The organism is Shewanella sp. YQ_9, from assembly GCF_043103185.1.
GTDB lineage: Bacteria > Pseudomonadota > Gammaproteobacteria > Enterobacterales > Shewanellaceae > Shewanella > Shewanella algae.
Genome location: NZ_JBICJO010000014.1, coordinates 160,181 through 186,372, shown reverse-complemented (window position 1 = coordinate 186,372; position 26,192 = coordinate 160,181). Strand labels below are relative to the sequence as shown.

Genomic DNA, 26,192 nt, shown 5'->3' with positions numbered 1-26,192 from the left:
TTATGGAAGAGTTAGCAAAAGCGGTACAAAAGAAGTATGTTGAAGACATTACAAAAAAGTATCCGCTTCATCGTTTTCTTGTAATGTTTATAGTGCTAATTGCTTCACATATTTATTCTAATGCAAATGAAGTTCGGGCCCTTTCCGAGCTAAAGAATATAAAATTAAACTTTATTTTTGATTTCAATAAGGGATTGCTTGCCTCCGTTAGCTTTGAACAATTGGTTGTTTCTGTTTTAGTAACTGCAGTGGTCGGCTATTTATACTCAAAGATAAGTAGTAAGTCGTTTGAATTATTAACAAATACGTCATCTTTTGATTCTTACATCTCTAGAATTAGAGAGAAGATTGATTCTCAAAAGTCACATCGGGAAGTTTTGAATTATTTTCTTGCTAAAGATTTATCGAAAGAACTTGAAGGTTTGAGGGTGAAGTTAAAGTCGTTTCACACTCGATCTGAATTGTTTCTTATTTTAGCAATAAGTATATGTTGGGGAGGGGCCGCCAACAATTATATAGATTGGATTCTGGTTGCAGTATTTGTAGTAATGATAATTATAAATATTTGGAATGCATTCAAATTCTATATTTCGGATTTCTTGCCTTACTATATAACGGAGCAAACATTATTGGGTGCTAAGGTTGAGTTTGGTGATGAATAGACAAACGCGTGATAGAAATACAGCATAGAAATACAGGACAGCCATATCTTTTTGATGTTTCGCCCTCAAATACAGGACAGCCATATCTTTTTGATGTTTCACACAGCCTTGACTAGGCTTTGAAATACCCATCAAAGCTCAGTCGAGGTTGGTTATGACCACAGCCCGTCGCCAGTTGATAGATGCTGAAAGAAGAATACAGTGAAGAATAGAGAATACAGGACAGCCATATCTTTTTGATGTTTCGCACAGCCTTGACTAGGCTTTGAAATACCCATCAAAGCTCCGTCGAGGTTGGTTATGACCACTGCCCGTCGTCAGTTGATAGATGCTGAAAGTACGCCCTTTTACCACGTGATTAACCGTTGCGTGAGAAGGGCATTTTTGTGTGGTGAAGATGCACTGTCGGGGCGCAGTTACGAACATAGGCGTGGCTGGATAGTGGATAAAATCAGGCAGTTGTCGTCAATATTCTGCATCGACGTTTGCGCTTATGCGGTTATGAGTAATCACTACCATTTGGTGCTCAAAATCGACCTTGCTGCGCAACAATCGTTGTCGCCATTTGAAGTCATTGAACGTTGGACAGGGCTCTTTAGCGGCAATCCTGTGGCGGCAAAGTTCCTCAAGGGCGATAGTCTCTCGGAAGGTGAACAAATACTGCTGGATACGCTGATTAGCGATTGGCAGGAACGCCTTGGTAGTATCAGTTGGTTTATGCGCTGTTTAAACGAAGATATCGCCCGCAAGGCCAATCGTGAAGATGGCTGCAAGGGCGTATTCTGGGAAGGACGTTTTAAGTCGCAGGCGTTGCTCGATGAACAGGCGCTGCTGGCCTGCATGATGTATGTGGATTTAAATCCCATTCGCGCCGGTATTGCAGATTCGCTGCAAGCTTCTGATTACACATCCATTCAGGAGCGCATAGAAGAAGTTGCTGAACCTGCAACTGCCAACGCTTCAGTTAAGCCGCTGCTGCAATTTGATGGTGCAGCAACTACCGCCGAACAAATCGGCATTCCGTTTCACTTTGCCGACTATCTGGAGCTGATTGATTGGACAGGCCGGGCGGTGCGGGAAGACAAGCGTGGCTTTATTGCCTCTTCCAGACCCAAACTACTGCTTGAGCTTGGTATCAGTGACGATGCCTGGATAACTTCCGCCAAGGAGTTTCGCCATCAGTACAGTGGCATGAGTGGCCGATGGGATGCGATGTGTGCCATGAAGGCCAAATATGGCGGTAAATGGTGCCGGGGTAAGCAACAAAGCCAAGCAATACATCCCCATTAACCTTAAATCGTTGGTGATCTTATAGAAACAGGCTTAAGCCTGCCGTTGGCCTGCCTGGCAACGGCAGTTTTTGTATGAAGCACGCAGATTACTCATCTCAGAGAGTCTCATTTCCATAAAACTGTCGTTATTTATCAGATACTGCCCCCTGCAGTGTACTTCCTTGCTGCTCAGAAAGTGTTTAGGGGGTCCTGCATGTTTGGCTGCATGTTTGTTGGAAAGTGTTTAGGATGTCCTGTATATTGCTTTACTCTTCTGTGCGAAAAAGTGCTTACAATACTCCTTTTTATCAGAGCCTAACCCACGAGCAAAGACGAGCATTCTAAGTTTAGGAGTTAGTGATGAAACGTAATCACCCAATAATGAGGACGTGTGTGATTATATGTGTGGTATGTAATCTACCACCGTTGCTTTATCGGATGTATATCGAGTTATCGGATGTATATCGAGTTATCGGATGGGGTCAATAGCTTGCTTGATTATGTGTTTATTATTGGTTTGACCACAATGCTACACATTATTATCGTTGGCATTTTGAGGAAAGGTAATTAACAAAAACAAGTAATAAAAAACTGCCTTCGGTGGTTTTTATTACTTGACTTGACATGGTAAGTGCTTTATGTCAGTTCATTTATTGGAGAATGAATGAGTAAACATTGAGGTCATGTCTGTTGCTCAATTGTTGAATGCTGACTTAATTTGCGCCAGCAGAACCGAGTGAGCAAGAATTTCACCTGTGTAGAATATGGAATCACCCGAGATTTCGTATCCTCAATTATACTCAGAATCTATTTATGGGAAAAGAAGTGATAAAACAAAAACATGTGGGCTCGTTGACAGCCATACTTGGATTATGGTTACTGGTGGTAGGGCAAGTATTGGCGTTGTCTCCCGAAGAGAAAGCGGCAGCGATTATCCAAGCTTCGCCTGTAGCACAAAATATTCAGAGAAGTTTTAAGTCTGAATATGGCGCGCTATATTTTTTTGTTGAAGGACTTACAGGAGAATTCGGCCCGCTACCTTCGGAGCAGCATGAAAGACATAATGACGCTTTTACTCCTGCAATAATAGGAAGTAATGAATTTTTTGGCGGGACTGGCTCGCTGTCCCGTATCGCTGTGCTTCTTGATCAACAAGGAAAAGCTATAAATGTTGTCGTTGAGAGTAACACCAAATTACCAATTGAATTTATAAAGGCTGTTGCCAACACTCGGTATATGCTTCTGTGGGGAGTGCAATTTTTAGACGGTACACTTGATTTAAGTCAGTTTGGTAATCTAGAGAGACTTGCAATCTTAGGTGTAGGCACGACAAAACATATAGTTCTACCAGAAGCTGGAAATTTAGCTAAGTTAAGGATTGAACAAGCTAATCTGGAGAGTATTTTGAATGTTGAAAAGCAAACTCATCTTAACGTGTTAATTAGCTCCGTAGTAAATTTTAATGGATTCGATATTGTTGATGGAAGTCAGTCGCTAAAGTACTTGTCAATAGATTTATCAGGATCTGACCTTGATATCGGTTCCTTAATGAATTTGGAGCGAGCTGTGTTAACTATGCCGGAATATAAGAATATCTCCACTATTAATAAGTTGGAACATTTGCGTGAACTAAGTATACATGGAATGGATAGTCCGAAAGTTAAAGACGTGATTTTCCCTAAAAACTTAGAAAAGATTTGGATGTTTAACATAAAAAAAGGTAGTTTGCCTAAAATTAGTAATCTGCCTAAGTTAAAACGTATTGCTTTTCGTTCTGTCGAAGATAATGTACTGGAAAATGTGACTGATTTACCAAACTTAAAAGAGATATTTGGTGCAGCTAGTAATCTACCCACATTAGATGGTGTTGATAAATTACCCAGTCTTGTAAAAGTAGATTTTAGAAATAATGGGACCGTTGATATTTCGTCAGTAGCATCACTGCCTAATTTGGAAGGTTTATTTGTTCGTGAAAACGACTTGGATGATATCAGTGTGATTACTGAGATGCCCTGGCTAAAGTCAGTCGATGTTTCATTCAATCGTTTAATGACTTTGCCAAAATTGAAGCCTGGGAATGACCTTAGGAGAATTGATTTTTCTGATAATCCTATTGAAGCTATTTCTCCAGAAGTATTAGCGTCTTACTCTTCTGTACGAAAAAGTGCTTACAATACTCCTTTTTATCAGAGCCTAACCCACGAGCAAAGACGGGCATTCTAAGTTTAGGAGTTAGTGATGAAACGCAATCACCCAATAATGAGGACGTGTGTGATTATATGTGTGGTATGTAATCTACCACCGTTGCTTTATCGGATGTATATCGAGTTGTCGGATGGGGTCAATAGCTTGCTTGATTATGTGTTTATTATTGGTTTGACCACAATGCTACACATTATTATCGTTGGCCTTTTGAGGAAAGGTAATTAACAAAAATAAGTAGTAAAAAACTGCCTTCGGCGGTTTTTTACTACTTGACTTGACTTGACTTGACTTAACTTGACATGACATGGTAGGTGCTTTATCTCAGTTCATTTATTGGAGAATGAATGAGTAAACATTGAGGTCATGTCTGTTGCTCAATTGTTGAATGCTGATTTAATTTTCGCCAGCAGAACCCAGCGAGCAAGAATTTCACCTGTGTAGAATATGGAATCACCCGAGATTTCGTATCCTCAATTATACTCAGAATCTATTTATGGGAAAAGAAGTGATAAAACAAAAACATGTGGGCTCGTTGACAGCCATACTTGGATTATGGTTACTGGTGGTAGGGCAAGTATTGGCGTTGTCTCCCGAAGAGAAAGCGGCAGCGATTATCCAAGCTTCGCCCGTAGTGCAAAAGATAAAGCAAAATTTTAAACCTGAATATGGAAAACTAAGCTTCTTTGTCAATGGCCTAACAGGAGAGCTTGGGGATATTCCATCAGAGCGCCGTGAAAGGCAAAATGATCATCTGGTTCCTTCAATCGAAGGAAGAAATGAACATTTTGGAGGCTCGGGTTCGCTATCTCGCATTGCCGTGCTTTTAGACCAACATGGCAAAGCAGTAAACGTTGTATCTGAGAAAAACACAACAATACCTCCAGAGTTTTTATCAGCTATTGTGGATGCTCGTTATGTTCATTTAAGACGGTCAATGTTTATTAATGATAAAATGGATTTAAGCCAGTTTTATCAATTGGAACGACTCAGCATTTCAGCAGTAGATAATGTTAGACATATTATTCTACCTCAATCTGGTCGCCTTCATAAATTATTGATTAGTGGTGAGGAGATACACCTTGTTGGTAACTTAGAAAAACAAGTAAATCTCGATGTATTGATTAGTTATGTGGTTAACTCGAGTAGTTTTAACGGTATCAATAAAATAAAGTCGCTAAAGTTCTTATCCATAGATTTGTCATCTTTAAACATTGATGTAGGTTCTTTGAAAAATTTGGAGAAGCTTAGGTTAAAAAATCCAGGTTACAAGAATATTGCCACTGTACACAATTTAGATAAGTTGCGTGAATTGAGTATTGATGGAATGAAGGACTCAATATTTAAAGGCTTAGCCCTTCCTAAAAATTTAGAAAAGATTTCGATCTATGACGTAAAAAAAGGTAGCCTACCGAAAATTAGTAATCTGCCTAAGTTAACAGACCTTTCTTTTCTCCATATCGAAGATAATATACTGAAAAATATGGCTAACTTACCAAATCTGAAAGAATTATTTGGCTCAGACGTTGATCTACCTACATTAGATGGTATTGATGAATTACCCAGTCTTGTAAAAGTAAACTTAACGAATAATGGGACTGTTGATATTTCGTCAGTAGCATCACTGCCTAATTTAGAAGGCTTATTTGTACGTGAAAACGACTTGGATAATATCAGTGTGATTGCTGAGATGCCCTGGCTAAAAGCAGTCGATGTTTCATTCAATCGTTTAATGTCTTTGCCAAAATTGAAGCCTGGGAATAACCTTAGGAGAATTGATTTTTCTTATAACCCTATTGAAGCTATTTCTCCAGAAGTATTAGCGTCTTATTCTTCTGTGCGAAAAAGAGCTTACAATACTCCTTTTTATCAGAGCCTAACCCACGAGCAAAGACGAGCATTCTAAGTTTAGGAGTTAGTGATGAAACGCAATCACCCAATAATGAGGGCGTGTGTGATTATATGTGTGGTATGTAATCTACAGCCACTGCTTTAGTAGGGAACAGGAACAATATAACCAGGAACAATGGAGACACCCGATATAAGCCGGGTAAAGGCGTTAGTTGTCAATGTTACAGAAAGGCAGAGGTTTCCACTTGAGGAAGATCCTCTTTCAACTCCAGTGAAGGTTTCTCGGCTATTGAAGTGGGTACAAAGTCGAGTTCCCAAGCACAATGAAGATCGAATAGGGTTCGATGGGTGAGGGAGAGCATGGAGCCTTGGGAATTCAGCTAAATAGCTTCTGGCAATGGGTAGACCCTTGCCTTCATCGATGTTGGAGGTGGTTGTAACTCTGGTTTTATAGAGCATTGTCATAGCTGCAAGGGGACCAAGAAGCCCTGATATAGGTGAAGTAGCAACCCATTGTCGGTGGGAATTAAACGGTTCAAAAGGACAGGTCGTCCTGCTGGCTGCCGTGTGGCCACCTTGTTATTGCGGATGATGCGCCCGCTATCATCAATCAGTTGCGAAGAGTCCTTGATACCTAAGAAACCATTGAAACCTAGGCAAGGAGTCAACAATTTGTCGAAAACTATGGGTCTGGATTTTGTTTATTGTCTTGGTTTTGTTTTTGGGTTTTGTTACTGTCCCGGCTCATTGTTGAGCCACTAGAATCCGTGGACTACTGAAATTGCATTCGCCAGATATTTAAGGGAATAGAAATGAGCGTTTCGATGTATCGCAATATGATTTGGTTGGTCGTAGAAAGCCGCGACCTAGATGGAATAGTTGAACACCTGAAGGGGGAAGCGGATATCAAGTCCATCAGTGATTTGGGGTCTGCCGACGATCTGAAGTTTATCTGGAAAACTTCACACCTGGTTGTCGCGGATCTTGATGGGCTTATCTACCTTGGCGGTTGGGGCTTGCCGTTCCGGCAGTATGGCCGCAGGGACAGTATGGAGATGCTGGATGAATGCCTACGCAACCTTTCAGAATTCGCCGCTAGGTTAAGCCAGAAATTTGGGAAAACCTATGGCTTTGGCGACCATCAGGGCGGTATATACAATTTTTGGTTTATGGCAGAAGACGGTCAAGTAACAAGAAAATACGCCGTGTATCATGATGGGCTGCATGAATATGACCAAAGCCACATTTCGGCGGGTGAACCTACAGAGGCTGAGGTTCAAGCGGCCAAGCGTTGCCATATTAACGGTTTGTCTACAGGGGGAGGTTATCCGGATGAGGTGAGCGTTCGGGAAATTGCTACCAACTGGGTTCTTGATCCCCAGCAGTTTTCGCAACGCCTGATCAGAGCCAAGCTGATTGAGTGGAGCCTGAGAAAACCCGGGACATAAGAACGGGAAATACAGCTGAAAGGGGGCAGAGCGATTTACTTTTGCCGGTTAAGTGTCCAGAACTACTATAATTTGGTTGTCAACGCTATTGGAACATGAATGCCGGCAATGAGAGATTATTTTTTATTTCGTTCATAGTAATGATTTTAAAGAAAAACTGAAAAGACCACTTGTGTAAATTCCAAAGAGAAGGCAGATGAACCCATACAACGAGCAGTATTATATTCTTTCCCTGAACCACGATGAGGAAACCCTATACCTTAGCCCAGAAATGCGTTCTGCCATGAGACATTATGAGTTCACGAAACTAACGGCCGGTGATCCTATGTTTTTTAAAAATGGCTATCGGGATGAGGACCTTGCAAAAGGGGTTAAGCGACCAATTAAAAAAGCGCATATGGCAATTAACTACCCTATTATTGATGACGAGATCAAACGGGAGCTTGGTGAGGTAGACAATGAGTTTTTTCAGTTATACCCCGCTGTGATTGTCGACGACGAGCAAAATTATCATGAAGGCTTTTGGGTATTCAATATTTTTGAGTATATGGATGTTTTGAACCTTGAAGAGTGCTTGATTAACAACTACAAGCCAGGTGAAGACGAGTATGTAATAAAACGATACTCTCTCTGCAAGCAAAAGATGCAAACTATACCCGAAAATGAACGTTTGGTATTTATGCCTGAATACTCTGACTTTCCTCATGTCATGGTTCACGAGAAGATTGTTAAGGTTTTTAAAGAACTCAAGGTCGATACACTTAATTTTGTCAAAGTTTCCGACTGTGTAAACCTCCCCTAAAATAATTTGTCTCCGTTATATGCACTATAACCTACACCGGCCCCAGTATCAGAAGAGTGAAAGTTGAAAGACTGACTTACTTCTTGATTTTGCCGGGGCTTGTTGTTTGCTGACTCGCGATGAGCGGCATCACTCCTGCTTTGACTGGGGGCTGTTTTGCGGCTGCCTGGCACTATTCCACTCCTGCCATGCCGCCTTGGGGCCCATCATAAGCGCAATAAGCACTAGTCCACCGGGTATCAGGACGGCTTTCAGTATCGCCCCCAAGATATACGAATAGAAGCAGATAAAGGGGATGTATAAGACATAGCCTACTGCGAGTGTTAGAATCTTAACGACTGATTTCATGTGATTTACCTTGGTATAAATAAAAATGAGCGCGCTCATTATATTTATTGAGCACGCTCAATTACAAGTAAAAGGTTCACTTTTGACTGCAGATATGACCCCTAAAAAACGCCAAACCCGCGAGCGCATCTGCCAATGCGCATGGGAGCTGTTTATCGAGCAAGGTTTTGAAGCGACATCGACCCGCGATATTGCCAAAGCAGCTGGGATTGCCAATGGCACCTTGTTTAGCCACTTCAGCAATAAAGAAGAGTTGTTGAAGGCGTTGATGTTGGAGCTTATCGCCGGGGTTATCAGCGAGGCGCAGAGCAGCGATGACTTTGAGCAGCCTAAGTTGAAGATGCAGCATTATGCCAGGCATTTATACGGATTCTATTTGCAGCATGTGGAGTTCAGTAAAACCTTGCTGCAAGGCTTAATTTGGCAAGGAGCTTTCTTTGATGAACAGATCCGCCAGTTCAAAGAGCTGCTGTTTACCGGTGCGCCTCATTATGATGCAGTGAGGGCAACCATTATGATGGATTGCTATTTTATGACCTTGGTTGAAGGGTTGAATGCGCCGAATCCCGATGCAGATACCATGGTGAAGCGTCTTAGTGCCAAACTGGCGTTGTTGTGAGGTCGCATCGCCAAAAGGCGAGGAAAATAAGTTGATTAAGACCCGGCACTGGGGCGCAAAGCTTAGTGCCGGATCTAGTTATTTGAGCCTCAAGACTTAAGTTTCAAGGCTCCAGCTTCAATCCTGGAAACTTAATTCCGGGTTAGCTTTAGGGAAGGTACGAACAAGTCCCATGTGTGCTCTGCGTCGGCTTACGGGCCTGGATGCAAGGCGTGGTTCGCAGCAAATGGCCCTAGTCCTTTGCAAGAAGCCCAACACAGCAGGCAGGCCTGTAAGCCACGCCCTTCGGGGCTTTCACAGCAACCGGCTCTCAGCGTTATCCGACTTCGACAGGCCCCGGCATGCCTTCAGTCAGATGCCTTGAACGCCAATTGCTGTGCAAGCCAGAGTGCCACGAGGACTTATTCGCACCTTCCTTAGATAATCCAGCGCGCCACAAACCGCGGCGACCTGGGCGGCATTGCACTGTTCATCGCTTGCCTGCGGGCTGTCCGGGTAGACTTCTGTGGTGCAGGTGTATGGGGCATTGGTAACCGAGGCACATAGACCAAGCTGCTTGAGCGGATAACGGATAACGCCGTGGTCGACCACAGGAGAGCCGATGATATTGCCGTCTTTGTCGGCCGGAGCGATATGGGTCACTTTGGCGACCGCTTCGATAATGGCTCGTTGGAATTCAGGTTGCGGCATGGCTTCATCATCTACCACATAAAAACCGTCCGGGATCTCGCCGGGAGCTATGATTTTGCCATCGCGGGCCGCCAGCGCCGGACGAAACTCGGTTTCATCCGTGTCTGTGGTTTCATGCAGATCGATATGAGCCAGGAAAGGGGCGCCGTGGCTAGCAACCAGAGCCATCAATGCGGCAGACTCTTCTGCCGGGCTGGGTTCAAAGAAGGAACGGTTGGGATCGATAGCCAAAGGATTCCAACGGTTGATGACTTCGTATCCCCAAGGGCTGACACAGGGGACGACCAGGAGATTGAAATCTGCTTGATAACGTTCGGCTTCCTGCTCAAGAAACTGCAGCGCACCTTGAACGCCACTGGTTTCATAACCGTGGATCCCGCCAGTGACCAATACCCAGGGCTTATCTGCCTGTGGCGATTTACTCTGCAGGGCGAGCAGGGGATAACGTTCCGGGTCATAACTTAAGGCGCCGTACCGGCGGCATTCAAAAGCTGTCTTGAGGGAATCGATTTTGTCGAGCACCTGTTCACGGTAGCTGCGTTTGATGTTTTGGGTGGCGCGCCAGGCGGATTTTTCGGCATCCCCCCAGGGAGTACCTGGAGTGCCTATAGGGTATTCTTGACTCATGGATTGCCTCCTTATTTCTTTTATAAAACGTGTATGAATGGCGTATGAATAGCAAAACGCAGCCCATTGGACTGCGTTTATTCTTGAGGAAAATGTTACTGGGCGTTAAAGGCCTGACCGTTTTCCTGCAGGCTGTCGTCGCCCATCAGATATAGATAAACGGGCATTATCTGCTCTGGCGTCTTGAGATCCAGAGGGTTCTCTGCCGGATAAGCCTTGGCGCGCATGCCGGTGCGGGTTGCTCCCGGATTGATACTGTTGGCGCGCACCTGGGTGCCTTCACATTCATGAGCCAGCACCTGCATCATGCCTTCGGTAGCAAACTTGGAGAAGGCATATGGACCCCAGTAAGCGCGGCCCTTACGGCCAACACTGCTGGAAGTAAAAATAATTGAGGCGTGCTCGGCCTTGCGCATCACAGGCAACAGTGCCTTGGTCATCATGACTTCCGCCACCACATTGACCTTGAGCAGATCTTCCAGTGACTGAATATCAATATGTTCAAATGGCCCCAAAGCGCCCAACAGGCTGGCATTATGCAGCAGGCCATCGAGCTTGCCGAATTGCTGCTCTATGGTTTCGGCCATGTCGCGGTAGTTTTGTTCGCTGGCGCCCTTGAGATCCAGAGGCACAATCGCTGGAGTCGGGCCACCGGCGGCTTCAATTTCATCGTAAACGGCTTCCAGCTTCTTGACCGTTTTGCCCAGCAGGATCACTGTGGCGCCATGGGCGGCATAGGTCTTGGCTGCGGTTTTGCCAATGCCGTCGCCGGCACCGGTTACCAGAATAGTTTTGCCCTTGAGAAGATCTTTTGCTGCTTGATATTCCAACATGGGGAGTTGTTTCCTCTTCGCGCTAAAGCCCGCCAATACTCGACTCACTACAGCGGTATACATCTGTTTAAAACAAATGACTGTTCATTGTTACTTTTCGTTGCGTGCAACTGTGACAAAAATGTAGCTAACTCAATATTTTTACGTTAACTTGAGACGAGCTGAGGACTGATTTCAGCTCCTCTGGTCACAGTGTCTGGGGTATTGTGACCAATTTCTTGGGGAAAACAAAATTATTACAACAAGATTTGGGGAAAAAAGATGAAAAGACTCATTTTGGGTGTTGCAATCGCATCTGCACTTGGACTGACAGCATGTGGTGAAGACAGCTATAACGAACTTAAGGATAAGACAGAGCCGCTCATCCCTGAGTCCCATTTGGTGTTTGATCCTGCCAAAGCTGAAGTTCCCTTGCCAAACGACCTACTGCTCAACGGCACCACAGACGGTACCTTGAATATTCCCGGAGAAGCCTCCGGTGACTATACCAATCCGCAGCTGGCGCTGGGCGCGCTGGATGGCTGGTCAACCACGCAACCGATAACCATAGATATTGAACCTTCCAAAGATAACAGCGGCAATACCCTGAGCCTGCTGGCATCTTCCGTGGCCCAGCCTGGAGCGGTGAGAATGTTTGAAGCCGTCAGCGGCGGCCCGCTTTCTTCCAAAGCCGAGTGCCAGGCCAAGCCTTCGGTTTCTGCCTGTGAAGTGGGTGAAGAGCTGGTTTGGGGGGAAGACTTTATCACTCAAGCGTCCGGCAACAAGATTGTCATTGTTCCACTGAAGCCACTTAAGCCCGCTCAGTCTTATATCTATGCCACCACTAAACTCATCATGGATTCGGCCGAGCGCCCGATAGCGCCTTCCTATACCTATGGCCTGTTGAAACTGGATATCGACACAGCGCCGCTGGAAACCGCCGACCAATTGATGCTGCAAACTCTGGTAAACAGTTATGAGAAGGGCATGGCGGCGGCTCATGGCGTCGACAAGGAAAGCATTACCTATTCAGGCCTGTTTACCACCCAGTCGGTGGCCGATGTTTATGAAACCACCAAGCTACTGATGCTGCAACCTGGCTCACCCTATGCGCCCAAGTGGTTGCAAACTCCGACTCCAGCCGGCTATACAGTGGCGATGGCAGCTGGGCTTACCCCTGCTGACGGCATAGCCTATGTATTGGCGGATTTGGCCGATGTCTACACTGCGGCCATTGAAGTACCGGTTTACGGCACTTGTTCATCGGCAAGCTGTGACGGCATTAACGGCTACTGGCAGGCCCAGGGCGACAGCCCGGTATCTGTGATGCTGGCGCTGCAGGCCGGTACTCTGAGCCAGGAGAACTTTGCCGCCCAGGCGATGGCTTACAACATAGATCCCGCCGCTGCACTGGCCAATCCTTCCTTGTTGGCCGGCAAAGCGTGGAAACTGGATGATGACAGTGCGGTCGATGCCACCAAGCACCTGACCCGTTTTAATCCCATTCCGGCGATTCGCAACTACGAAACTGTGCCTGTGCTGATCTCCATGCCCAACGCCACTAAGCTGGCGGCATTTTATGCCAGCCAGGGCTTGCCTTTCACGCCACCAACCAGTGGCTGGCCTGCCACGATAGCGCTGCATGGTCTGGGTGGCGGCAAAGAGATGTCGCTGGCCTATGCCGGTAGTTATGCCGCTGCCGGTGTGGCTACAGTGGCCATAGATATGCCGCTGCACGGTGCCCGTTCATTCGATGCAAATGGTGACGGCATCTATGAAGTGTCGGCCTCAGGTGCTGCCTATGGCAATGTTGTCGGCAAGCCGGATGCCTTCCAAAACGGCAATCCGCTGGTATTTGTCAACATAGAAAGCACGCTGTCTGTACGGGATAACTTCCGTCAGGCGACCATGGATCATCTGGCGCTTAGAGCCGCGATAACAGGTATGTCGGCGCAACTGGCCGAAATGGGCGCGCCTCAGGTGTTTGACAATAACCAGATAACCGCTCAGGGGCTTAGCCTTGGCGCCATTGTCGGCACCAACTTCGCGACCTATGCCAGCACAGGTTTGAAAGACCCTGCATCCGGCACAGCCTTGCCCAACTACTATGGCATCAAGGGCGCATCTTTGGTGGCGCCTAGCGGCGGCCTGGCGGGGTCTTTCGCCGGTTCAGCCACCTTTGCACCTCTGTTGTTTGCCAATGTGACGGCTTCCGATACCTTCAAGTCCTTGGTGGACGCGGCCAATAAACAAGGATATCAGCCGGGTTCGGCCGAATATGAGGCACTGGTTCAGGAGGTATACGCCGAATTTATCCCTACCTTCGCCTTTGCGGTGCAGACCGGGATAGAGTCAGCCGATCCTATCAACCAGACTGCCATGCTCAAGGCCACGGGTTTGCCGGTTCATCTGGTGGAAATCGTCGGTGATGGCGCTGGTAACAAGGGCGATCAGGTTCTGCCTGGTACTGTCGCGGGCTTCCCGCTGTCAGGCACTGAGCCTTTGATTGCGACTCTGGGGCTTAACTGCGTCGATCAGACCAGTGCCGGTGGCGGCGCTGTGCGCTTTGCCAAGGGGCATCACAGCTCACTCATCGACCCATCCGAAGTACCGGGCGTGACCGATGGCATGGCGGCTCAGGCGACAGCAGAAATGCAGTCTCAGGTGTCTATTTTTGCCTCTTCTGCCGGTAAAGATGGTGCCAGCATTTTGGTGACCGACTCGTCCGTTCTGCAAAGCTGCGGTGGCTAAGCGGTTACTCATATGTTTTTTGTAACAAACCCGGCGAAATGCCGGGTTTTTTTATCTATGCAAGGGCTGCTAGAATAGCGCGATTTTGTGTGCTTTCTCGCGGTGAAAGGAACCCTGTAGTGGAATTTTTATACGAGTACGGATTATTTCTGGCCAAGGCGATCACTTTGGTGGTGGCAGTGGGTGCCATAGTGGTAATTGTTGTGGCATCGGCGGTAAAACAAAAGAGTGACAGGGGCGAGCTGAAACTGACGCATCTCAGCGATGAGCTTAAATCGCTCAAGCATCACCTCAAGGCAGAGCTTTTGGGCAAAAAGGCGTTCAAGGCCTATGAGAAACAGCTCAAGGCCGAGCAAAAGGCTCACGACAAGGCACTTGATGCCGGGGAAGCCAAAGATCCCAAGGTGTATGTCGTCGAGTTCAAAGGTGGCATAGAAGCGGCCGAAGTGGCGTCACTGCGGGAAGAGATCAGTGCCATTCTGGCAATCGCCGAGGAAGGTGATGAGGTAGTCGCCAGCGTTGAGAGTGGTGGCGGCATGGTTCATGGTTATGGCCTGGCGGCCAGCCAACTGGACAGGATCCGCAATGCCGGGCTGCCGCTGACCATATGTGTCGATAAGGTGGCTGCCAGTGGCGGTTATATGATGGCCTGTGTTGCCGACCGCATTATTGCCGCGCCGTTCGCTATCATAGGCTCCATAGGTGTTGTTGCCCAATTGCCGAACTTTAACAAGTTGCTGAAGAAGCATGACATTGATTATGAGCAGCATACCGCCGGTGATTTCAAGCGCACCCTGACGCTGTTCGGTGAGAACACAGATGAGGGTAGAGCCAAGTTCCAACAGGAACTGGAAGAAACCCATCAGCTGTTCAAAGACTTTGTCGGGCGTTATCGGCCGCAACTGGAGCTGGACAAGGTGGCAACCGGTGAACATTGGTATGGTCAGCAGGCCATAGAGCTGGGGCTCATAGATGAAGTCGGCACCAGTGATGATCTCTTGCTGAAGTTGGCCGCGGATCGCACTGTGATCAAGGTAAAATATCAGCTGCGCAAGAAACTGGCCGACAAGTTGGCCCACAGCGCTTCTTTGATGCTCAACGCCTGCTACAACAAGTTGGCCGAGAAGAATCGGCCAATGTAACTCCTGCTGTTTAATCCATTCGCTAATCTAACCCCGGCACGCCGGGGCTTTTTATGCCACTATTTCTTCCGGCAAAGCCGTGCCGGCGTTATCGTCACTCAAGTCGCTACCAAAACCATTCAGCCACAGGATTACCTCGGCCGAACGCATTCCTAATGTGCTTAAGACCTTGGCTGCTTCTGTCTCCGGATGAGTTTGAGAAAACGACCGCAAGCGCAGACCAATTCGAGCGGCTAATTGACGCTATTTTGCATAAAACACCGACATTAATGCTTTTAAAATTCATAAACAGAGGCATTTAGGCCTTTTTATGCAGTACGCCTTTAATTCTCTGGCTGGATACGTTAAAACAGCCTTGGGGAATTAACAAAAAGATAACAATAACTATGCAGATCAAATACCGAGCCAACATGATGGTTGGGGATCAGGCGTACCCGGCTTTTGAACTGGCCAACCTTATTCGTTTTATTCAGTCACAATTGGGAGCCGAGGCTGCCGAAGAGATATGCCGGCACATAGGCACGGGTATCAATGAACTCAAGGAGTGCCAATTGGTGCGGGTCTGGCAGCTCAGCGCCACCATAGCGTTTCTCATGCAGCGTAGTCGACGTGAGGATATCAGCCTGCTGGCTGGTCTCAATACCCAGGTAACCGACTTGGGCTTTCTGTTGCCTTTGCTTGGGGATTGCCGGGATCTCGGTGAATGCCTGGATTTTGTGCTCAACCATCCCAAGTGGGTGGGCAGTTTTGCCGATCTGTTGCTGCTGGAAGATGAGCGGGAAATCCGCCTGCGCTGGCTCAATACCGGCCGGGCCGAGTCGTTAATCTATCGCGGCGAATTTCTTCACAGCATAGGTGCGCTGCTGAGTTTGGCGCGGGAGTTAACCGGTCAAGAGGTCAGCTTTAACTGTATCTGTGTTACCGGCACCTTGATGCCGTCTGAGGGATTGGCAAAACTGACCAAACAGCTGGAGTTTCAGAGTGACTTCAATGAATGGCGCCTCGATAAATCCTACCTGGCGCTGGCTGTGGATCTGAGTCATTTTTCCGATCACAGCCAAAACTGTCAGCAGCAGAGTTCGCTGATTGAAAAGATTATTGCCGAGCTGGATGGCGACTTTCCCGCTGTGCCGCCATTGGAAACCATGGCACTCAGGTTACACATGAGCAGTCGCAGCCTGAGGCGCAAGCTGGCGGCCCTCGGCAGCAGCTATCAACGCCTGGTGGATCAGCAAAGGTGTCAAAGAGCGGTGAGCTGGATCCTTGAGGGCCGGCTATCGGTGAGTGAGATTGCCGAGCGTTTGGGATACAGCGACAGTTGTCATTTTCGCCAGAGCTTCAAGCATTGGCTCGGTTATCCACCAGGCTATTTCAGCCGCTTGGGGCAGGAAGACTAAAAAGGCCCGGGTCTTCAAACCCGGGCCTTTTGCTTATTGCGGTAAGCGTTTTTCAGTCTGCTTGGCTCCAGCTTCAGTTGGAGCAGCTGGCTGCCGGTAAACGTTTAATCCATTCGCTTATCAGCGCGACTCCTTCATCGTGGCTGAGGCTACGGCCAATTTCGGGCATTCTGTCGCCCGGCTCATTGCTCTGCATCCGGAAATGCATGATGGACTCGGCCGGATTACCCGGTACCACATCGTAGCCCAGGGTGCCGCCGCCATAGGCGACAGGCGATTTACAGGTGCCGTGGCTGAAGCCGTTGTCTTCATCATAGCTGCGCTGGTACTCCAGTTTCAGCCCGGTATTGGAGGCATTGCCTTCGGGTCTGTGGCAGTGGGCGCAGTTGATATCCAGGTAACCCTTGGCAGTTTGCATCAGCTCGCTGTCACTGAGCTGAGTCAAAGTGGCTTCATCACCATCCACATAGGCTGGTACCTTGTCGACGCTGGTAAGGGTTGGCTGGCCGCTGAGAATACCCGCGCTTTGCCAATGAAGCAGTTGGTTGGCGCTGCCATCCTGGTAGGGGTAGTCACGGTTCAGATGGCGGGCCTTGGGACCAATCGGCATAAACACCGCCTGGCTGGCGCTGTCGGCCTTGAACTGATGACACTGCTTGCACTGATTCATTGACGGGACAACGTAGTCAAAGTTCAGGGTTTGCCCCTTGTGCACCACGCTCTTGCCTTGAATGGCACCGGCCTTGGCCAAAGTGGCATCTGTTTGCTCGGCATTCCAGACATAGGGCAGGGCGGTCCAGCCCGACTCTCTGTGGATCAACAACCGGGTTTCAATCAGAGTTTCATTGTCCACGCCTCTGGTTGCGGTATCGGCAGGCAGTGCAAATGTTTTCACCAGTACTGTGCCTACCGGGAAGTCAAAGGCCTCATTGCTGCTGTAGTTGGCTTGTTTCCCTTCCGGCACAAACACATAGCGATACTTACTGGCATAGTCGGTAAACAGCGGCGTGTTGAGATCGTAAGGGATCCCGCCACTGTTTGGCATGGCCGCCGGCATAGAGGCGTCGGCAAACAGGCGGTATTGTGCCAGGCTGCTGCAATTGGCACCCGTCAGAGCATCCCAGTTCACACCAGAGCCTTGAGCGCTGCACAGCGACAGGTCGCCATCGCCTTCAAGGCCGCCTTCACCTTCTCCTATAGTACCGCCACCGCCGACCAGCACGCCACCGTCACAACCTTCGGTATCATCATCCACGCCGCAGCCGAAGATCTGTTCGCCGAAAGTGACGGTATGCACAGGTAGGCTGACCAAAGAGCATTGCAACAGTTGCTGCTGCTTGGCTTCATACATGACATCGGGAATGCTGACATCGGTATTGCTGTTGCCGTAGAGCTGGCCAATACTGACATCTCCATTGTTGCTGGCACAGACATTTTCACTGCCGTCAGGGTTGAAGGGGAGTTCACCAAAGCCGAGATAGGCGCCGGTACCATTGTTGGCGAGCAGTTCACCCAGGCCATCGTAGAGGATCCCCGGGAAGCGGCCATGGCTGTAGATGTAAGCCTTGATGATATCCTCGATAAGATAACCGTTGGGCTTGGTGGCAAAACCGCTTATCTGGTTGTCATGGATATAGATGTTGCGTGGTGTGGCGCGCCAGCCATCTTCAATGGCCTGACCCGGCTGGGCATAGCTGGCGGCAAAGGCGGAGACATCCGGCTCGGCGATAAAGAAGCTGGAGACTGTGACCGCTAGGGTATCGTGGTTGCTGATCTGGTTGTTGAACACTTCCACATCGTTGGTGGAGAGTATGATCACCCCGGTGCCGGGAGGAACAATATGCACTCCGGCCGGGTTGGCAGAGGCGTTGGCGAAGTTGTGGGTATTGTTGTCATAAACCTTGTTGTTGAATACCCGTACGCTGGAGCCGTACTTGTGGTTGCCAATGGGAAGGTCGAACACCAGAATACCACCGGTATTGCCCATGGCCTCATTGTCATAGACATCGGCAAAGCGCGAGTTTTCCACTTCGATACCGGCGACGTTTTCCTTGGCGATATTGCGCCTGACGACTATGTACTCAGACTGGCCCACATAGATACCGGCATCGGCGCTGCCGCGGACATAACTGTCTTCAATCAAAATATTCTCGCATTCCACCGGGTAAAGGCCGTAGGCGCCATTGCCTTGATCCAGCTCACCTTCCCACACTGCGGAGACATTGCGCAGTATGATGCCATTGGTGTTTTTCAGCTTGATGCCGTTGTTTTTGGCTTCATAGACCGAAAGATCCTTGATGGTGATATTGAGGGCGTTTTGCACAAAGATACCGTCACCGGCGTTGGCATTGGCAAAGTCGAGAATGGTTTCATCGCGGCCATGGCCCATGACAGTGACATTGCTGGCATAGCTGCCGTCACCGTCGACATCGCCGTCAAACAACAAGGTGGCATCTATCTCAAATCGGCCCTTTGGCAACACGATTACAGCGCCACTCTGGGCGTTGATCAGAGCTTCCTGAATTCGGGTTGTCAGATTGTCTCCGGCTTCAACTATGATGGCGCCTTCGGGGAAGGGGCTGGTTACCGGCGGTGGCGTCACGACCGGCGGTTCAGTGGTTTGAGACGTATTGTCGTCATCCGAGCAGGCAATGAGTCCCACGGTTAACCCGGCTGCCAGCAACGCCAAAGTCAGGGGGTTTTTCTTGTTGAACATAATCTCTCCTGATTATTGTTATTATTCCGTTAACAAGATCCCGATTCATTTCCCGACTGACAATGTGAAATCCGGCCAAATTAGCGCCAAATAATGCAAGTAGCGGCAAATAACAGATTGAGATGTTATCGCCATATGTAAACACTATTTTAACAACAGTTTGTTTTTCATCATTTATTCTGGATTTAGTTCGCCGGCAGTGATAAAACCTCATGCGTCAGAATCAAAAGGAGTTGGCATGAGTAAGGATGAACAAGAATACAGCCTTTCCGGTGATCCCATTTTCAGATACACGGATGGTGAAAAGGAATGGCAGTCGCCTATGGGTGAAGAGTGTATCGTCCAGATAAGCGAACATATTGAGTGCCATATTGGTGAAGTCACCTGGGTCTTTCATGAAGTTATCTCGGATACTGTGCATATTGATGTGCATTATGTGGCACCGACAGACGAGCGACCTTTCCATACTCTGGTGACTTCCGGCATGAGTGACTTGCCTATGAGTACCCCCGAAGAGGCGGATATCCCCAGGTTTATGGAGCTGATGATCACCTTGCCGGCGCATTGGCAGATAAGTCAGGAAGCCTTCAGCGATGAACAGTGGTACTGGCCTGTAAGGCAGCTTAAGTTTTTGGCGCGCTTTCCGCATAAATACGACAGCTGGCTGGGCTGGGGACACACAATACCCAATGGTGATCCTGCCGAAGCCTTTGCCGAAAATACCCGTCAAAACGGCATGATAGTTCTGCCGTCACTGCTGGTTGATGAGGGTTTCCACACCCTGGAGATTGACCAGGACAAGTGCATCAATTTTTATAGCCTGGTGCCGCTTTATGAAGAAGAGATGATGTTGAAACTGGAGCAGGGCAGCGATGCCTTGTTGGATCTGTTCGACAAATATCAGGTGAGCGATCTGGTGGATGTTGCCAGAATCAATGTGGTCACAGGGCGGAAATAACCGAGCCCAGGGGACTCACTCATAGCACACTCATAATAACAAGGTAAAAAGCCGGACTGAGCTGCATTGTGCAGGCTAGCCCGGCTTTTTTGAGTCTTAACGCTTGTAACTGATGTGCTGATGGAATCTCAACACCAGTTCACGGCGCTCCGGATCCAAACCTATGGCTTCGGCAAAGTCTTTCAAAGCCGCTTCCACCTGGTTCATGTAGCGGCCATAACCTGGCTCTGTGTAGTCCTCTTTACCGGCAACCAGCAAAAAGTGCACCGATTCTACCAGGTTGCGCCCATCCCAATGGCTGACAAACTGAGTGTCGGTTGCCGCAGGATCAAAGCCTATCATCTGGGCTTCGGCAGTACTTTCCACCTTCTCGAACTTACTGTTGCGAACCAAAGGCATCAGGCCGTTGGCCACCATGGCGATGCGGTGCAATTGCTTGCCGGCCGCCGCGCTGCGGAACTTGTCCTCAAGAAACTGGTACAGCGGGCTGAAGTCTTCGGTATGCTCTTCTTCCAGCACGCTCTGCTTCAGGCGGCGGCTCAGCGGCAGGCTGACGGTGACATAGGCCAATGAGCTGTGATCTTCCGGCAGTTTGCACTTGCGCGACTTGTAGCGCTGATAAATATCCCTGAGCTTGTAGCCATAGGTCTTTTTCTCCCCCTTGGCACGGGCGAAGAGATCGTAGGCCATGTGCTGGTGATCGCGGACTTTGACCCTTAATTCCTGCTCCGGCAGGTTGTCCAACACTCCATTCAATACGGCATTGACCCGGCTGTGGAAATTGGCGGCGTTGGCGCGAATTTCCTTACCTGTGGCCAAAAACAGCAGTCTTAACTTGCGGGCCTTGTAGTCCGGCTGGAAGAAAAGGTTCTGGGCTTCATGGTAGGCCGGGTTGTAAAAGAACAGGATCTGTTCGGCGGTTTGGAAGCAGTAGGCCTCGGTGTGAAAACGCACCACAGGCAGTTTGTCATTGGCGATCACATGAATGTTGTGCAGATCTTCCTTTTCTGCCAACTGGAATACCAACTTGCTGATCTCGCGGTAGCAGTTTTCGTAACTGGCATAGTGGCTGAGCAGCGCATCTGTCATCAGTATTTCAGCCATGATGTACTGGCTGGTACGGGTGGCCAGGGGAATATAGACTTTTTGCTGGGACATACGCTTTCCTTGTTTTATGTTATCAGGCCGGTATGGGCATACTAGCCGGGTTGCACTGCAATCTTATTGCGACAAAACAACTTTCAATCCGATCGGGTATGGACTTATCGCGCCCGCCCTAGTGTAATCTATGGTTATGATTTATTAAACATTAATAAACTTTAGCCAACCTTAAGGCAACAAACTGAATAACAAGGAGTCGTTAATCTTGATTACCGAAAGCCCCAGATTAATTTTGAGACAGTTCCGTGATGGTGATCAGCAGGCTTTATTTGCCATGAACAGTACTCCCGAAGTGCTGAGGTATATCCCCGGCGAGCCATTGAAGGATATTGAAGAGGCCGGACAGGTGCTTGAAAAGGTCATTTTGGCCGACTACCGCAAGTATGGCTATGGTCGTTGGGCAGTTGAGCATAAGGCCGATGGCAAGGTGATAGGTTTTTGCGGCCCCAAGTTCCTGCCGGAGTTCGGCAAGGTTGAGTTGGGATACCGATATCTGCCTGAATACTGGGGCCAGGGACTGGGTTATGAAGCCGCCAGCCATGCATTGCCCAAAATAAAAGCGATTTGCGCCGTGAATGAGTTGATAGCCCTGATCATGGATGGCAACCTGGGCTCGGAAGCGATAGCCCTCAAGTTGGGAATGCTGCCGCAGGAAGAAAGTGAACTGATGGGGCACAAGGTGAGGGTATTCAGCCGCAACCTTTAGTCGTTTTTAGCTATGTCGTCCTGCGGCTATTATGTCCGGCTGCAATTATGTCCGGTGATTGCCTTATCCGCCTGTTGCCGGCGCAGATGCGTCTGTGGCAGGGGCTTTGATGGCTTCGATTGCCGATTCAACCCAGGGCAGCACAAAGGCGGTGATCTTGGGCTGGGCCTTTTCGTTCGGGTGCAGCCCATCGGCCTGCATCAACTCGGGGAAGGGCGCTATCTCTGTCATAAAGAAGGGCATCAGGGTGACGTTGGGCTGTTTGGCCAGGTCACTGTAAACGGCGCTGAAGGCGTTAGCATATCTGGGGCCGTAGTTTGGCGGCACCATGACTTCGGAAAGCAGCACCTTGGCGCCGGATTGACGGGCCAGCGCAATGATTTTTGTAAGATTGTTTTTCAGCTCCGTTGGCGGAAAGCCTCTCAGACCATCATTGCCGCCAAGCTCCACCAATAGCAGCGAGGGTTTTACCGACTCCAGCAACTGAGGCAATCTTCTGAGGCCACCGGCCGTGGTTTCGCCGCTGACAGAGGCATTAACAATGTTATGCTCGGGTAAGGCTTGTCTCAGCCCTTCGACCCAACCCTGTTTCTCGGCCATGCCGTAACTGGCTCCCAGGCTGTCCCCCAGGATCAGTACATCAGCGGCCTTGACGGGCAGCGCAGAGAACAAGAATATGACTGGTATCAATGTCAGCGGACGCAAGCATAAGGAAGCAATTTTGAAGAACAGTGCCATTAAGGTTTCCCATCTCGTAAAAACTGTCACTACCCAGGAAGGTGACCTGACTATCCTGAGTGGCATCAATTTGGATGTCAAGCCGGGCCAGAGTGTGGCCATTCTTGGGCCCTCAGGCTCAGGTAAATCAACTCTGCTGGGCCTGCTGGCGGCATTGGATACCCCCTCGTCCGGTGAGATTTGGCTCGATGGCAGTGCCCTGGCCGGGCTGAATGAAGAGCAGAAGGCTGCGCTGCGTAAGCAGAAGGTCAGCTTCATTTTTCAGTCTTTTATGTTGGTTGATACCCTCAACGCCCTGGAAAATGTCATGCTGCCGGCTGAACTTGCGGGTATCAAGGATGCCAGAGAGCGAGCCAAAACCATGCTGGAGCGAGTTGGCCTCGGGCACAGGCTCAATCATTACCCGAAACAGCTTTCCGGCGGTGAGCAGCAGCGGGTGGCTATCGCCAGAGCTTTTATCAGCGAACCCAAGGTGCTGTTTGCCGATGAACCCACGGGCAACCTGGACAAACACAACGCCGACAAGGTTGCCGACATGCTGTTTGAGCTCAATCGCGAGAGTTCGACCACCTTGATTTTGGTGACCCATGATATGCAATTGGCCAGTCGCTGTGAGCGCCAGTTGGAGATGCACGAAGGGCGATTGTATGAACAGGGGCAGCAAACCCTGCCGGAAGAGGCCGGTTTGCATGAGGCCAAGACAGAGAGCCAGGTGCCGGCGGCATCGGTAACGGCAGAGGAGGGGCGCTGATGGAATGGACGCTGGCATGGCGCCTGTTTCGCCGCGAACTCAAGCAAGGGCAGTTGGTATTGATTGTGCTGGCCTTGACCCTGGCGGTGTTGTCTGTCACCGGTCTGGCCCGGGTCAGTGACAGATTGCAGCTCGCCATCAATGGCCAGGCGGCCAAGTTTATTGCCGCCGACCGAATCATTAATTCACCCGTCCCCATAGATGCAGGCATACTGCAGCAGGCCAACGCGTTGGGGCTGAAGCAGTCTCAGAGTTTGCAGTTCAACTCTATGGTTTACAGCGGTGATGCCTTTCAGTTGGTCACTGTCAGGGCAGTTGATAATGCCTATCCGCTCAAGGGCAAAATTGTCTTGCGTCAAGGAGAAACCAGTGCCTTGCCGCAGCCAGGTGAACTGTGGTTTGAAATGCGTCTTGGGGGCTTGCTGGGGTATCCCAAGAGTGTTGAGCTGGGTAACGCCCAGATGGCGCTGGCCAAGGAGATAGACAGGCTGCCCGATGCCGGTTTCAATCCATTTGCTTCTTCCCCCTTGGTGTTGATGCGCCTTGATGATGTGGCGGCAACCGGGGTCATTCAACCCGGCAGCCGGGTGACATATCTTTATCAGTTTGTCGGGGACAACCAGGCGCTGAGCCGTTTTGAGGAATACGCCAAGCCACTGCTGACCAGTAGCCAACGTTGGGTTGATGTACAATCCGGCGATTCGCCGATTGCCGGGGCGGTGCAGCGGGCGGAGCGATTCTTGCTGCTGGCGAGCTTGCTGGGGATAGCCCTTGCCTGCGCCGCCATCGGCATTGCCGCCCAGCGTTATTGCCAGCGTCACTATGATGTGGTTGCCATGTTGAAAACCTTTGGCGCCAGTGCAAGACAAATCCGTTTATTGTTTGGTCTGCACCTGCTGCTGGTGACCTTTCTTGGAGTGAGCTTGGGGATCTTCGGTGGCTTGATGCTGGATTATCTCATCAGCCGAGCCTTGCCTGCGGAAATTGCCGCCTATTCTCCGCCTATGCTCAGACCGCTTCTCTTGGGGTTGGCTACAGGGTTTATCAGCGCCTTTATGTTCAGTGCCTATCCGCTGATGCGGCTGCTGGCTATTCCGCCGCTCAGGGTGTTGCAACGCCAGCTCGAAGGAATACGTCTGGGCATGTGGTTGCATCTGCTGCTGAGTTTGGCGGCCATGGGATTACTCGGCTGGCTCTACTCGCGCTCTTTGCCTTTGACCCTGACCGTGGTGGCCAGCGTGGTGTTGCTCGGGGTGCTGCTCAGCCTGATGGGGTTTTTGTTAATCCGCCTGGGGCAGAGTGTTGGCATGCGTACGACCAACCCCTTGTCGCTGGCACTGGCGGGCCTTCGGCGCCGTGCCAGACAAAACGCTGTACAACTGGTGGGCTTTTCCAGCGCCTTGGTGTTATTGCTGACCATAATGGCGTTGCGTCAGGACTTGCTCAGCGAATGGCAGAAGCAGTTACCTGAGGATGCACCGAACTATTTCCTGGTTAACATAGCCCCGGACGAAGTAGAGCCGCTGGCGGACTTTATGGCTCAGCGCCAGATTGCTGCCACAGATATCTATCCTGTCATCCGCGGTCGGCTCAGCGCTATCAATGGTGAGGAGGTGATCACTGCCGAAGAGCAGGAACAGGGGCAGAGAGGGCGCCTTGGGATTTCAAGGGAACTGAATCTCACCTGGCGAAATACCTTGCCGCCCAACAATGAGATCCTTGAGGGCCATTTTAATCGACAAACCGATGACGTGTCAGTGGAGTCCGGGGTGGCCGAGCGCTTGGGAATTACTGTCGGAGACAGCCTGAGTTTTGTTATCGATAACCAAACGCTGACTGTCAAGGTGGCCAGTATTCGTTCTGTGCAGTGGGAAACTCTGCAACCCAACTTCTTTATGATTTTCAGTCAGGAAGCCTTAGCCCCCTTTGCTTATACCTCCATGGCCAGTTTTCATCTGGATGATGGCCAAAAGGCCGTTGTGCTTGAGCTTATCCGTAATTTCCCCACAGTCTCCATCATAGATGTGGGGGCCATGGTGGCTCAGCTCAAAGAGATAGTAGCCCAGGTATCTTTGGCGCTGACGCTGGTGTTGGTGCTGGTGGTATTGGCCAGTGCCCTGGTGATGATAGCGCAGACCGAAGCCGGCATGGCCAGTCGCCAACGAGAACTGGCGGTTCTACGCACCTTTGGTGCGCCGGGAAGCTTGCTTAAGCTTGCCACGGCGTTGGAGTTTGCACTGCTAGGTGCCGTGGCGGGCATTCTGGCGGTCACAGTGGCGGAGTTTGCGCTCTGGCTTTTGAAAACTCAGGTGTTTGAACTTAGAGTCAGCCCTCACTGGCAATGGTGGCTGTTGGCTCCCCTCAGTGGCGCCTTGTTGGTGGCACTGCTTGGCCTGTGGCGTTGTCGCAGTCTGCTGCAAAAGTCCTGTGGTGAGCTGTTAAGGCTTGAGTAATGCCAGGGGATTGGTTGTCAGGCTATTTTGTCGAACCATTTTTTGCCAGGCTTGAGTGGCGAATTACTGACCTTTTGCTGTTATTTT

General features: G+C 49.4%; 19 protein-coding genes. 14 read left to right on the top strand and 5 right to left on the bottom strand.

The window, feature by feature from the left end; all coding sequences use genetic code 11:
- Window positions 1-2 precede the first annotated feature (2 nt).
- The 7 genes from ACF8D4_RS04370 (at window position 3) to ACF8D4_RS04340 (ending at window position 9,203) form a co-directional block, all read left to right on the top strand.
- Window positions 3-662: a hypothetical protein gene (locus ACF8D4_RS04370; RefSeq protein ID WP_144225704.1), complete on the top strand. Its 660-nt coding sequence runs from the start codon at window positions 3-5 to the stop codon at window positions 660-662.
- 300 nt (window positions 663-962) lie between these two features.
- Window positions 963-1,952 carry a transposase gene (locus tag ACF8D4_RS04365; protein WP_392468431.1) on the top strand — a complete coding sequence of 330 codons (990 nt, stop codon included), beginning with the start codon at window positions 963-965 and terminating at the stop codon, window positions 1,950-1,952.
- A gap of 794 nt (window positions 1,953-2,746) precedes the next feature.
- Window positions 2,747-4,156 (top strand): hypothetical protein, encoded by a 1,410-nt coding sequence (locus ACF8D4_RS04360; protein ID WP_345880009.1) that lies wholly within the window; start codon window positions 2,747-2,749, stop codon window positions 4,154-4,156.
- Between the two features lie 475 nt (window positions 4,157-4,631).
- Window positions 4,632-6,041, top strand: a complete 1,410-nt coding sequence (locus ACF8D4_RS04355; RefSeq protein WP_345860061.1) for a leucine-rich repeat domain-containing protein — start codon at window positions 4,632-4,634, stop codon at window positions 6,039-6,041.
- Window positions 6,042-6,798: 757 nt separating this feature from the next.
- Window positions 6,799-7,434, top strand: coding sequence for a hypothetical protein (locus ACF8D4_RS04350; protein WP_028781312.1), 636 nt, complete (start codon window positions 6,799-6,801; stop codon window positions 7,432-7,434).
- Window positions 7,435-7,630: 196 nt separating this feature from the next.
- Window positions 7,631-8,236: a hypothetical protein gene (locus ACF8D4_RS04345; RefSeq protein ID WP_345860063.1), complete on the top strand. Its 606-nt coding sequence runs from the start codon at window positions 7,631-7,633 to the stop codon at window positions 8,234-8,236.
- A gap of 430 nt (window positions 8,237-8,666) precedes the next feature.
- A complete protein-coding gene (locus ACF8D4_RS04340) occupies window positions 8,667-9,203 on the top strand; it encodes a TetR/AcrR family transcriptional regulator (RefSeq protein ID WP_244908425.1) in 537 nt (178 codons plus the stop codon).
- A 351-nt stretch (window positions 9,204-9,554) separates the two neighbouring features.
- Here ACF8D4_RS04340 and ACF8D4_RS04335 read toward each other — a convergent pair whose 3' ends face one another.
- The gene (locus ACF8D4_RS04335; RefSeq protein ID WP_144168478.1) at window positions 9,555-10,520 is read right to left on the bottom strand and encodes a M14 family metallocarboxypeptidase; all 966 of its coding nucleotides are present in this window, start codon (window positions 10,518-10,520) and stop codon (window positions 9,555-9,557) included.
- 95 nt (window positions 10,521-10,615) lie between these two features.
- Window positions 10,616-11,353, bottom strand: a complete 738-nt coding sequence (locus tag ACF8D4_RS04330) for a YciK family oxidoreductase (protein WP_039033424.1) — start codon at window positions 11,351-11,353, stop codon at window positions 10,616-10,618.
- A gap of 261 nt (window positions 11,354-11,614) precedes the next feature.
- On the opposite strand from ACF8D4_RS04330, the gene ACF8D4_RS04325 reads away from it, so the two are divergent.
- The 3 genes from ACF8D4_RS04325 (at window position 11,615) to ACF8D4_RS04315 (ending at window position 16,622) form a co-directional block, all read left to right on the top strand.
- The gene (locus tag ACF8D4_RS04325) at window positions 11,615-14,083 is read left to right on the top strand and encodes a VolA/Pla-1 family phospholipase (RefSeq protein WP_144128572.1); all 2,469 of its coding nucleotides are present in this window, start codon (window positions 11,615-11,617) and stop codon (window positions 14,081-14,083) included.
- Between the two features lie 119 nt (window positions 14,084-14,202).
- Window positions 14,203-15,225: a protease SohB gene (sohB, locus tag ACF8D4_RS04320; RefSeq protein ID WP_045283372.1), complete on the top strand. Its 1,023-nt coding sequence runs from the start codon at window positions 14,203-14,205 to the stop codon at window positions 15,223-15,225.
- Between the two features lie 386 nt (window positions 15,226-15,611).
- The gene (locus tag ACF8D4_RS04315; protein ID WP_234518400.1) at window positions 15,612-16,622 is read left to right on the top strand and encodes an AraC family transcriptional regulator; all 1,011 of its coding nucleotides are present in this window, start codon (window positions 15,612-15,614) and stop codon (window positions 16,620-16,622) included.
- 73 nt (window positions 16,623-16,695) lie between these two features.
- Here the strand turns inward: ACF8D4_RS04315 and ACF8D4_RS04310 are convergent, their stop codons facing one another.
- On the bottom strand, window positions 16,696-19,338 hold the full coding sequence (locus tag ACF8D4_RS04310; RefSeq protein WP_335900855.1) for an SO2930 family diheme c-type cytochrome: 2,643 nt from the start codon (window positions 19,336-19,338) through the stop codon (window positions 16,696-16,698).
- A gap of 238 nt (window positions 19,339-19,576) precedes the next feature.
- Between ACF8D4_RS04310 and ACF8D4_RS04305 the strand changes: the two genes are divergently transcribed.
- On the top strand, window positions 19,577-20,296 hold the full coding sequence (locus ACF8D4_RS04305; protein WP_335900856.1) for a suppressor of fused domain protein: 720 nt from the start codon (window positions 19,577-19,579) through the stop codon (window positions 20,294-20,296).
- A gap of 96 nt (window positions 20,297-20,392) precedes the next feature.
- On the opposite strand, the gene ACF8D4_RS04300 is transcribed toward ACF8D4_RS04305, so the two are convergent.
- The gene (locus tag ACF8D4_RS04300) at window positions 20,393-21,454 is read right to left on the bottom strand and encodes a DUF3083 family protein (RefSeq protein ID WP_025010450.1); all 1,062 of its coding nucleotides are present in this window, start codon (window positions 21,452-21,454) and stop codon (window positions 20,393-20,395) included.
- Between the two features lie 208 nt (window positions 21,455-21,662).
- Between ACF8D4_RS04300 and ACF8D4_RS04295 the strand changes: the two genes are divergently transcribed.
- A complete protein-coding gene (locus ACF8D4_RS04295; RefSeq protein ID WP_392468421.1) occupies window positions 21,663-22,163 on the top strand; it encodes a GNAT family N-acetyltransferase in 501 nt (166 codons plus the stop codon).
- Between the two features lie 63 nt (window positions 22,164-22,226).
- Here the strand turns inward: ACF8D4_RS04295 and ACF8D4_RS04290 are convergent, their stop codons facing one another.
- A complete protein-coding gene (locus ACF8D4_RS04290) occupies window positions 22,227-22,901 on the bottom strand; it encodes an arylesterase (RefSeq protein WP_335900857.1) in 675 nt (224 codons plus the stop codon).
- On the opposite strand from ACF8D4_RS04290, the gene ACF8D4_RS04285 reads away from it, so the two are divergent.
- Together ACF8D4_RS04285 and ACF8D4_RS04280 are read left to right on the top strand one after the other, a co-directional pair.
- The gene (locus tag ACF8D4_RS04285) at window positions 22,840-23,652 is read left to right on the top strand and encodes an ABC transporter ATP-binding protein (protein WP_107004646.1); all 813 of its coding nucleotides are present in this window, start codon (window positions 22,840-22,842) and stop codon (window positions 23,650-23,652) included. The genes ACF8D4_RS04290 and ACF8D4_RS04285 overlap by 62 nt on opposite strands.
- Window positions 23,652-26,105: an ABC transporter permease gene (locus ACF8D4_RS04280; protein ID WP_144191574.1), complete on the top strand. Its 2,454-nt coding sequence runs from the start codon at window positions 23,652-23,654 to the stop codon at window positions 26,103-26,105. The genes ACF8D4_RS04285 and ACF8D4_RS04280 overlap by 1 nt, the downstream gene beginning before the upstream one ends.
- Window positions 26,106-26,192: the final 87 nt, after the last annotated feature.

Excerpts from the sequence above, each read along its gene's own strand:
- ACF8D4_RS04335 (WP_144168478.1), bottom strand. The coding sequence starts at position 10,520 with ATGAGTCAAGAATACCCTATAGGCACTCCAGGTACTCCCTGGGGGGAT.
- ACF8D4_RS04350 (WP_028781312.1), top strand. The coding sequence starts at position 6,799 with ATGAGCGTTTCGATGTATCGCAATATGATTTGGTTGGTCGTAGAAAGC.
- ACF8D4_RS04330 (WP_039033424.1), bottom strand. The coding sequence starts at position 11,353 with ATGTTGGAATATCAAGCAGCAAAAGATCTTCTCAAGGGCAAAACTATT.
- ACF8D4_RS04310 (WP_335900855.1), bottom strand. The coding sequence starts at position 19,338 with ATGTTCAACAAGAAAAACCCCCTGACTTTGGCGTTGCTGGCAGCCGGG.
- ACF8D4_RS04290 (WP_335900857.1), bottom strand. The coding sequence starts at position 22,901 with ATGGCACTGTTCTTCAAAATTGCTTCCTTATGCTTGCGTCCGCTGACA.
- ACF8D4_RS04315 (WP_234518400.1), top strand. The coding sequence starts at position 15,612 with ATGCAGATCAAATACCGAGCCAACATGATGGTTGGGGATCAGGCGTAC.
- ACF8D4_RS04345 (WP_345860063.1), top strand. The coding sequence starts at position 7,631 with ATGAACCCATACAACGAGCAGTATTATATTCTTTCCCTGAACCACGAT.
- ACF8D4_RS04325 (WP_144128572.1), top strand. The coding sequence starts at position 11,615 with ATGAAAAGACTCATTTTGGGTGTTGCAATCGCATCTGCACTTGGACTG.
- ACF8D4_RS04305 (WP_335900856.1), top strand. The coding sequence starts at position 19,577 with ATGAGTAAGGATGAACAAGAATACAGCCTTTCCGGTGATCCCATTTTC.
- ACF8D4_RS04355 (WP_345860061.1), top strand. The coding sequence starts at position 4,632 with ATGGGAAAAGAAGTGATAAAACAAAAACATGTGGGCTCGTTGACAGCC.
- ACF8D4_RS04300 (WP_025010450.1), bottom strand. The coding sequence starts at position 21,454 with ATGTCCCAGCAAAAAGTCTATATTCCCCTGGCCACCCGTACCAGCCAG.
- ACF8D4_RS04280 (WP_144191574.1), top strand. The coding sequence starts at position 23,652 with ATGGAATGGACGCTGGCATGGCGCCTGTTTCGCCGCGAACTCAAGCAA.
- ACF8D4_RS04285 (WP_107004646.1), top strand. The coding sequence starts at position 22,840 with ATGACTGGTATCAATGTCAGCGGACGCAAGCATAAGGAAGCAATTTTG.
- ACF8D4_RS04360 (WP_345880009.1), top strand. The coding sequence starts at position 2,747 with ATGGGAAAAGAAGTGATAAAACAAAAACATGTGGGCTCGTTGACAGCC.
- ACF8D4_RS04370 (WP_144225704.1), top strand. The coding sequence starts at position 3 with ATGGAAGAGTTAGCAAAAGCGGTACAAAAGAAGTATGTTGAAGACATT.
- ACF8D4_RS04365 (WP_392468431.1), top strand. The coding sequence starts at position 963 with ATGACCACTGCCCGTCGTCAGTTGATAGATGCTGAAAGTACGCCCTTT.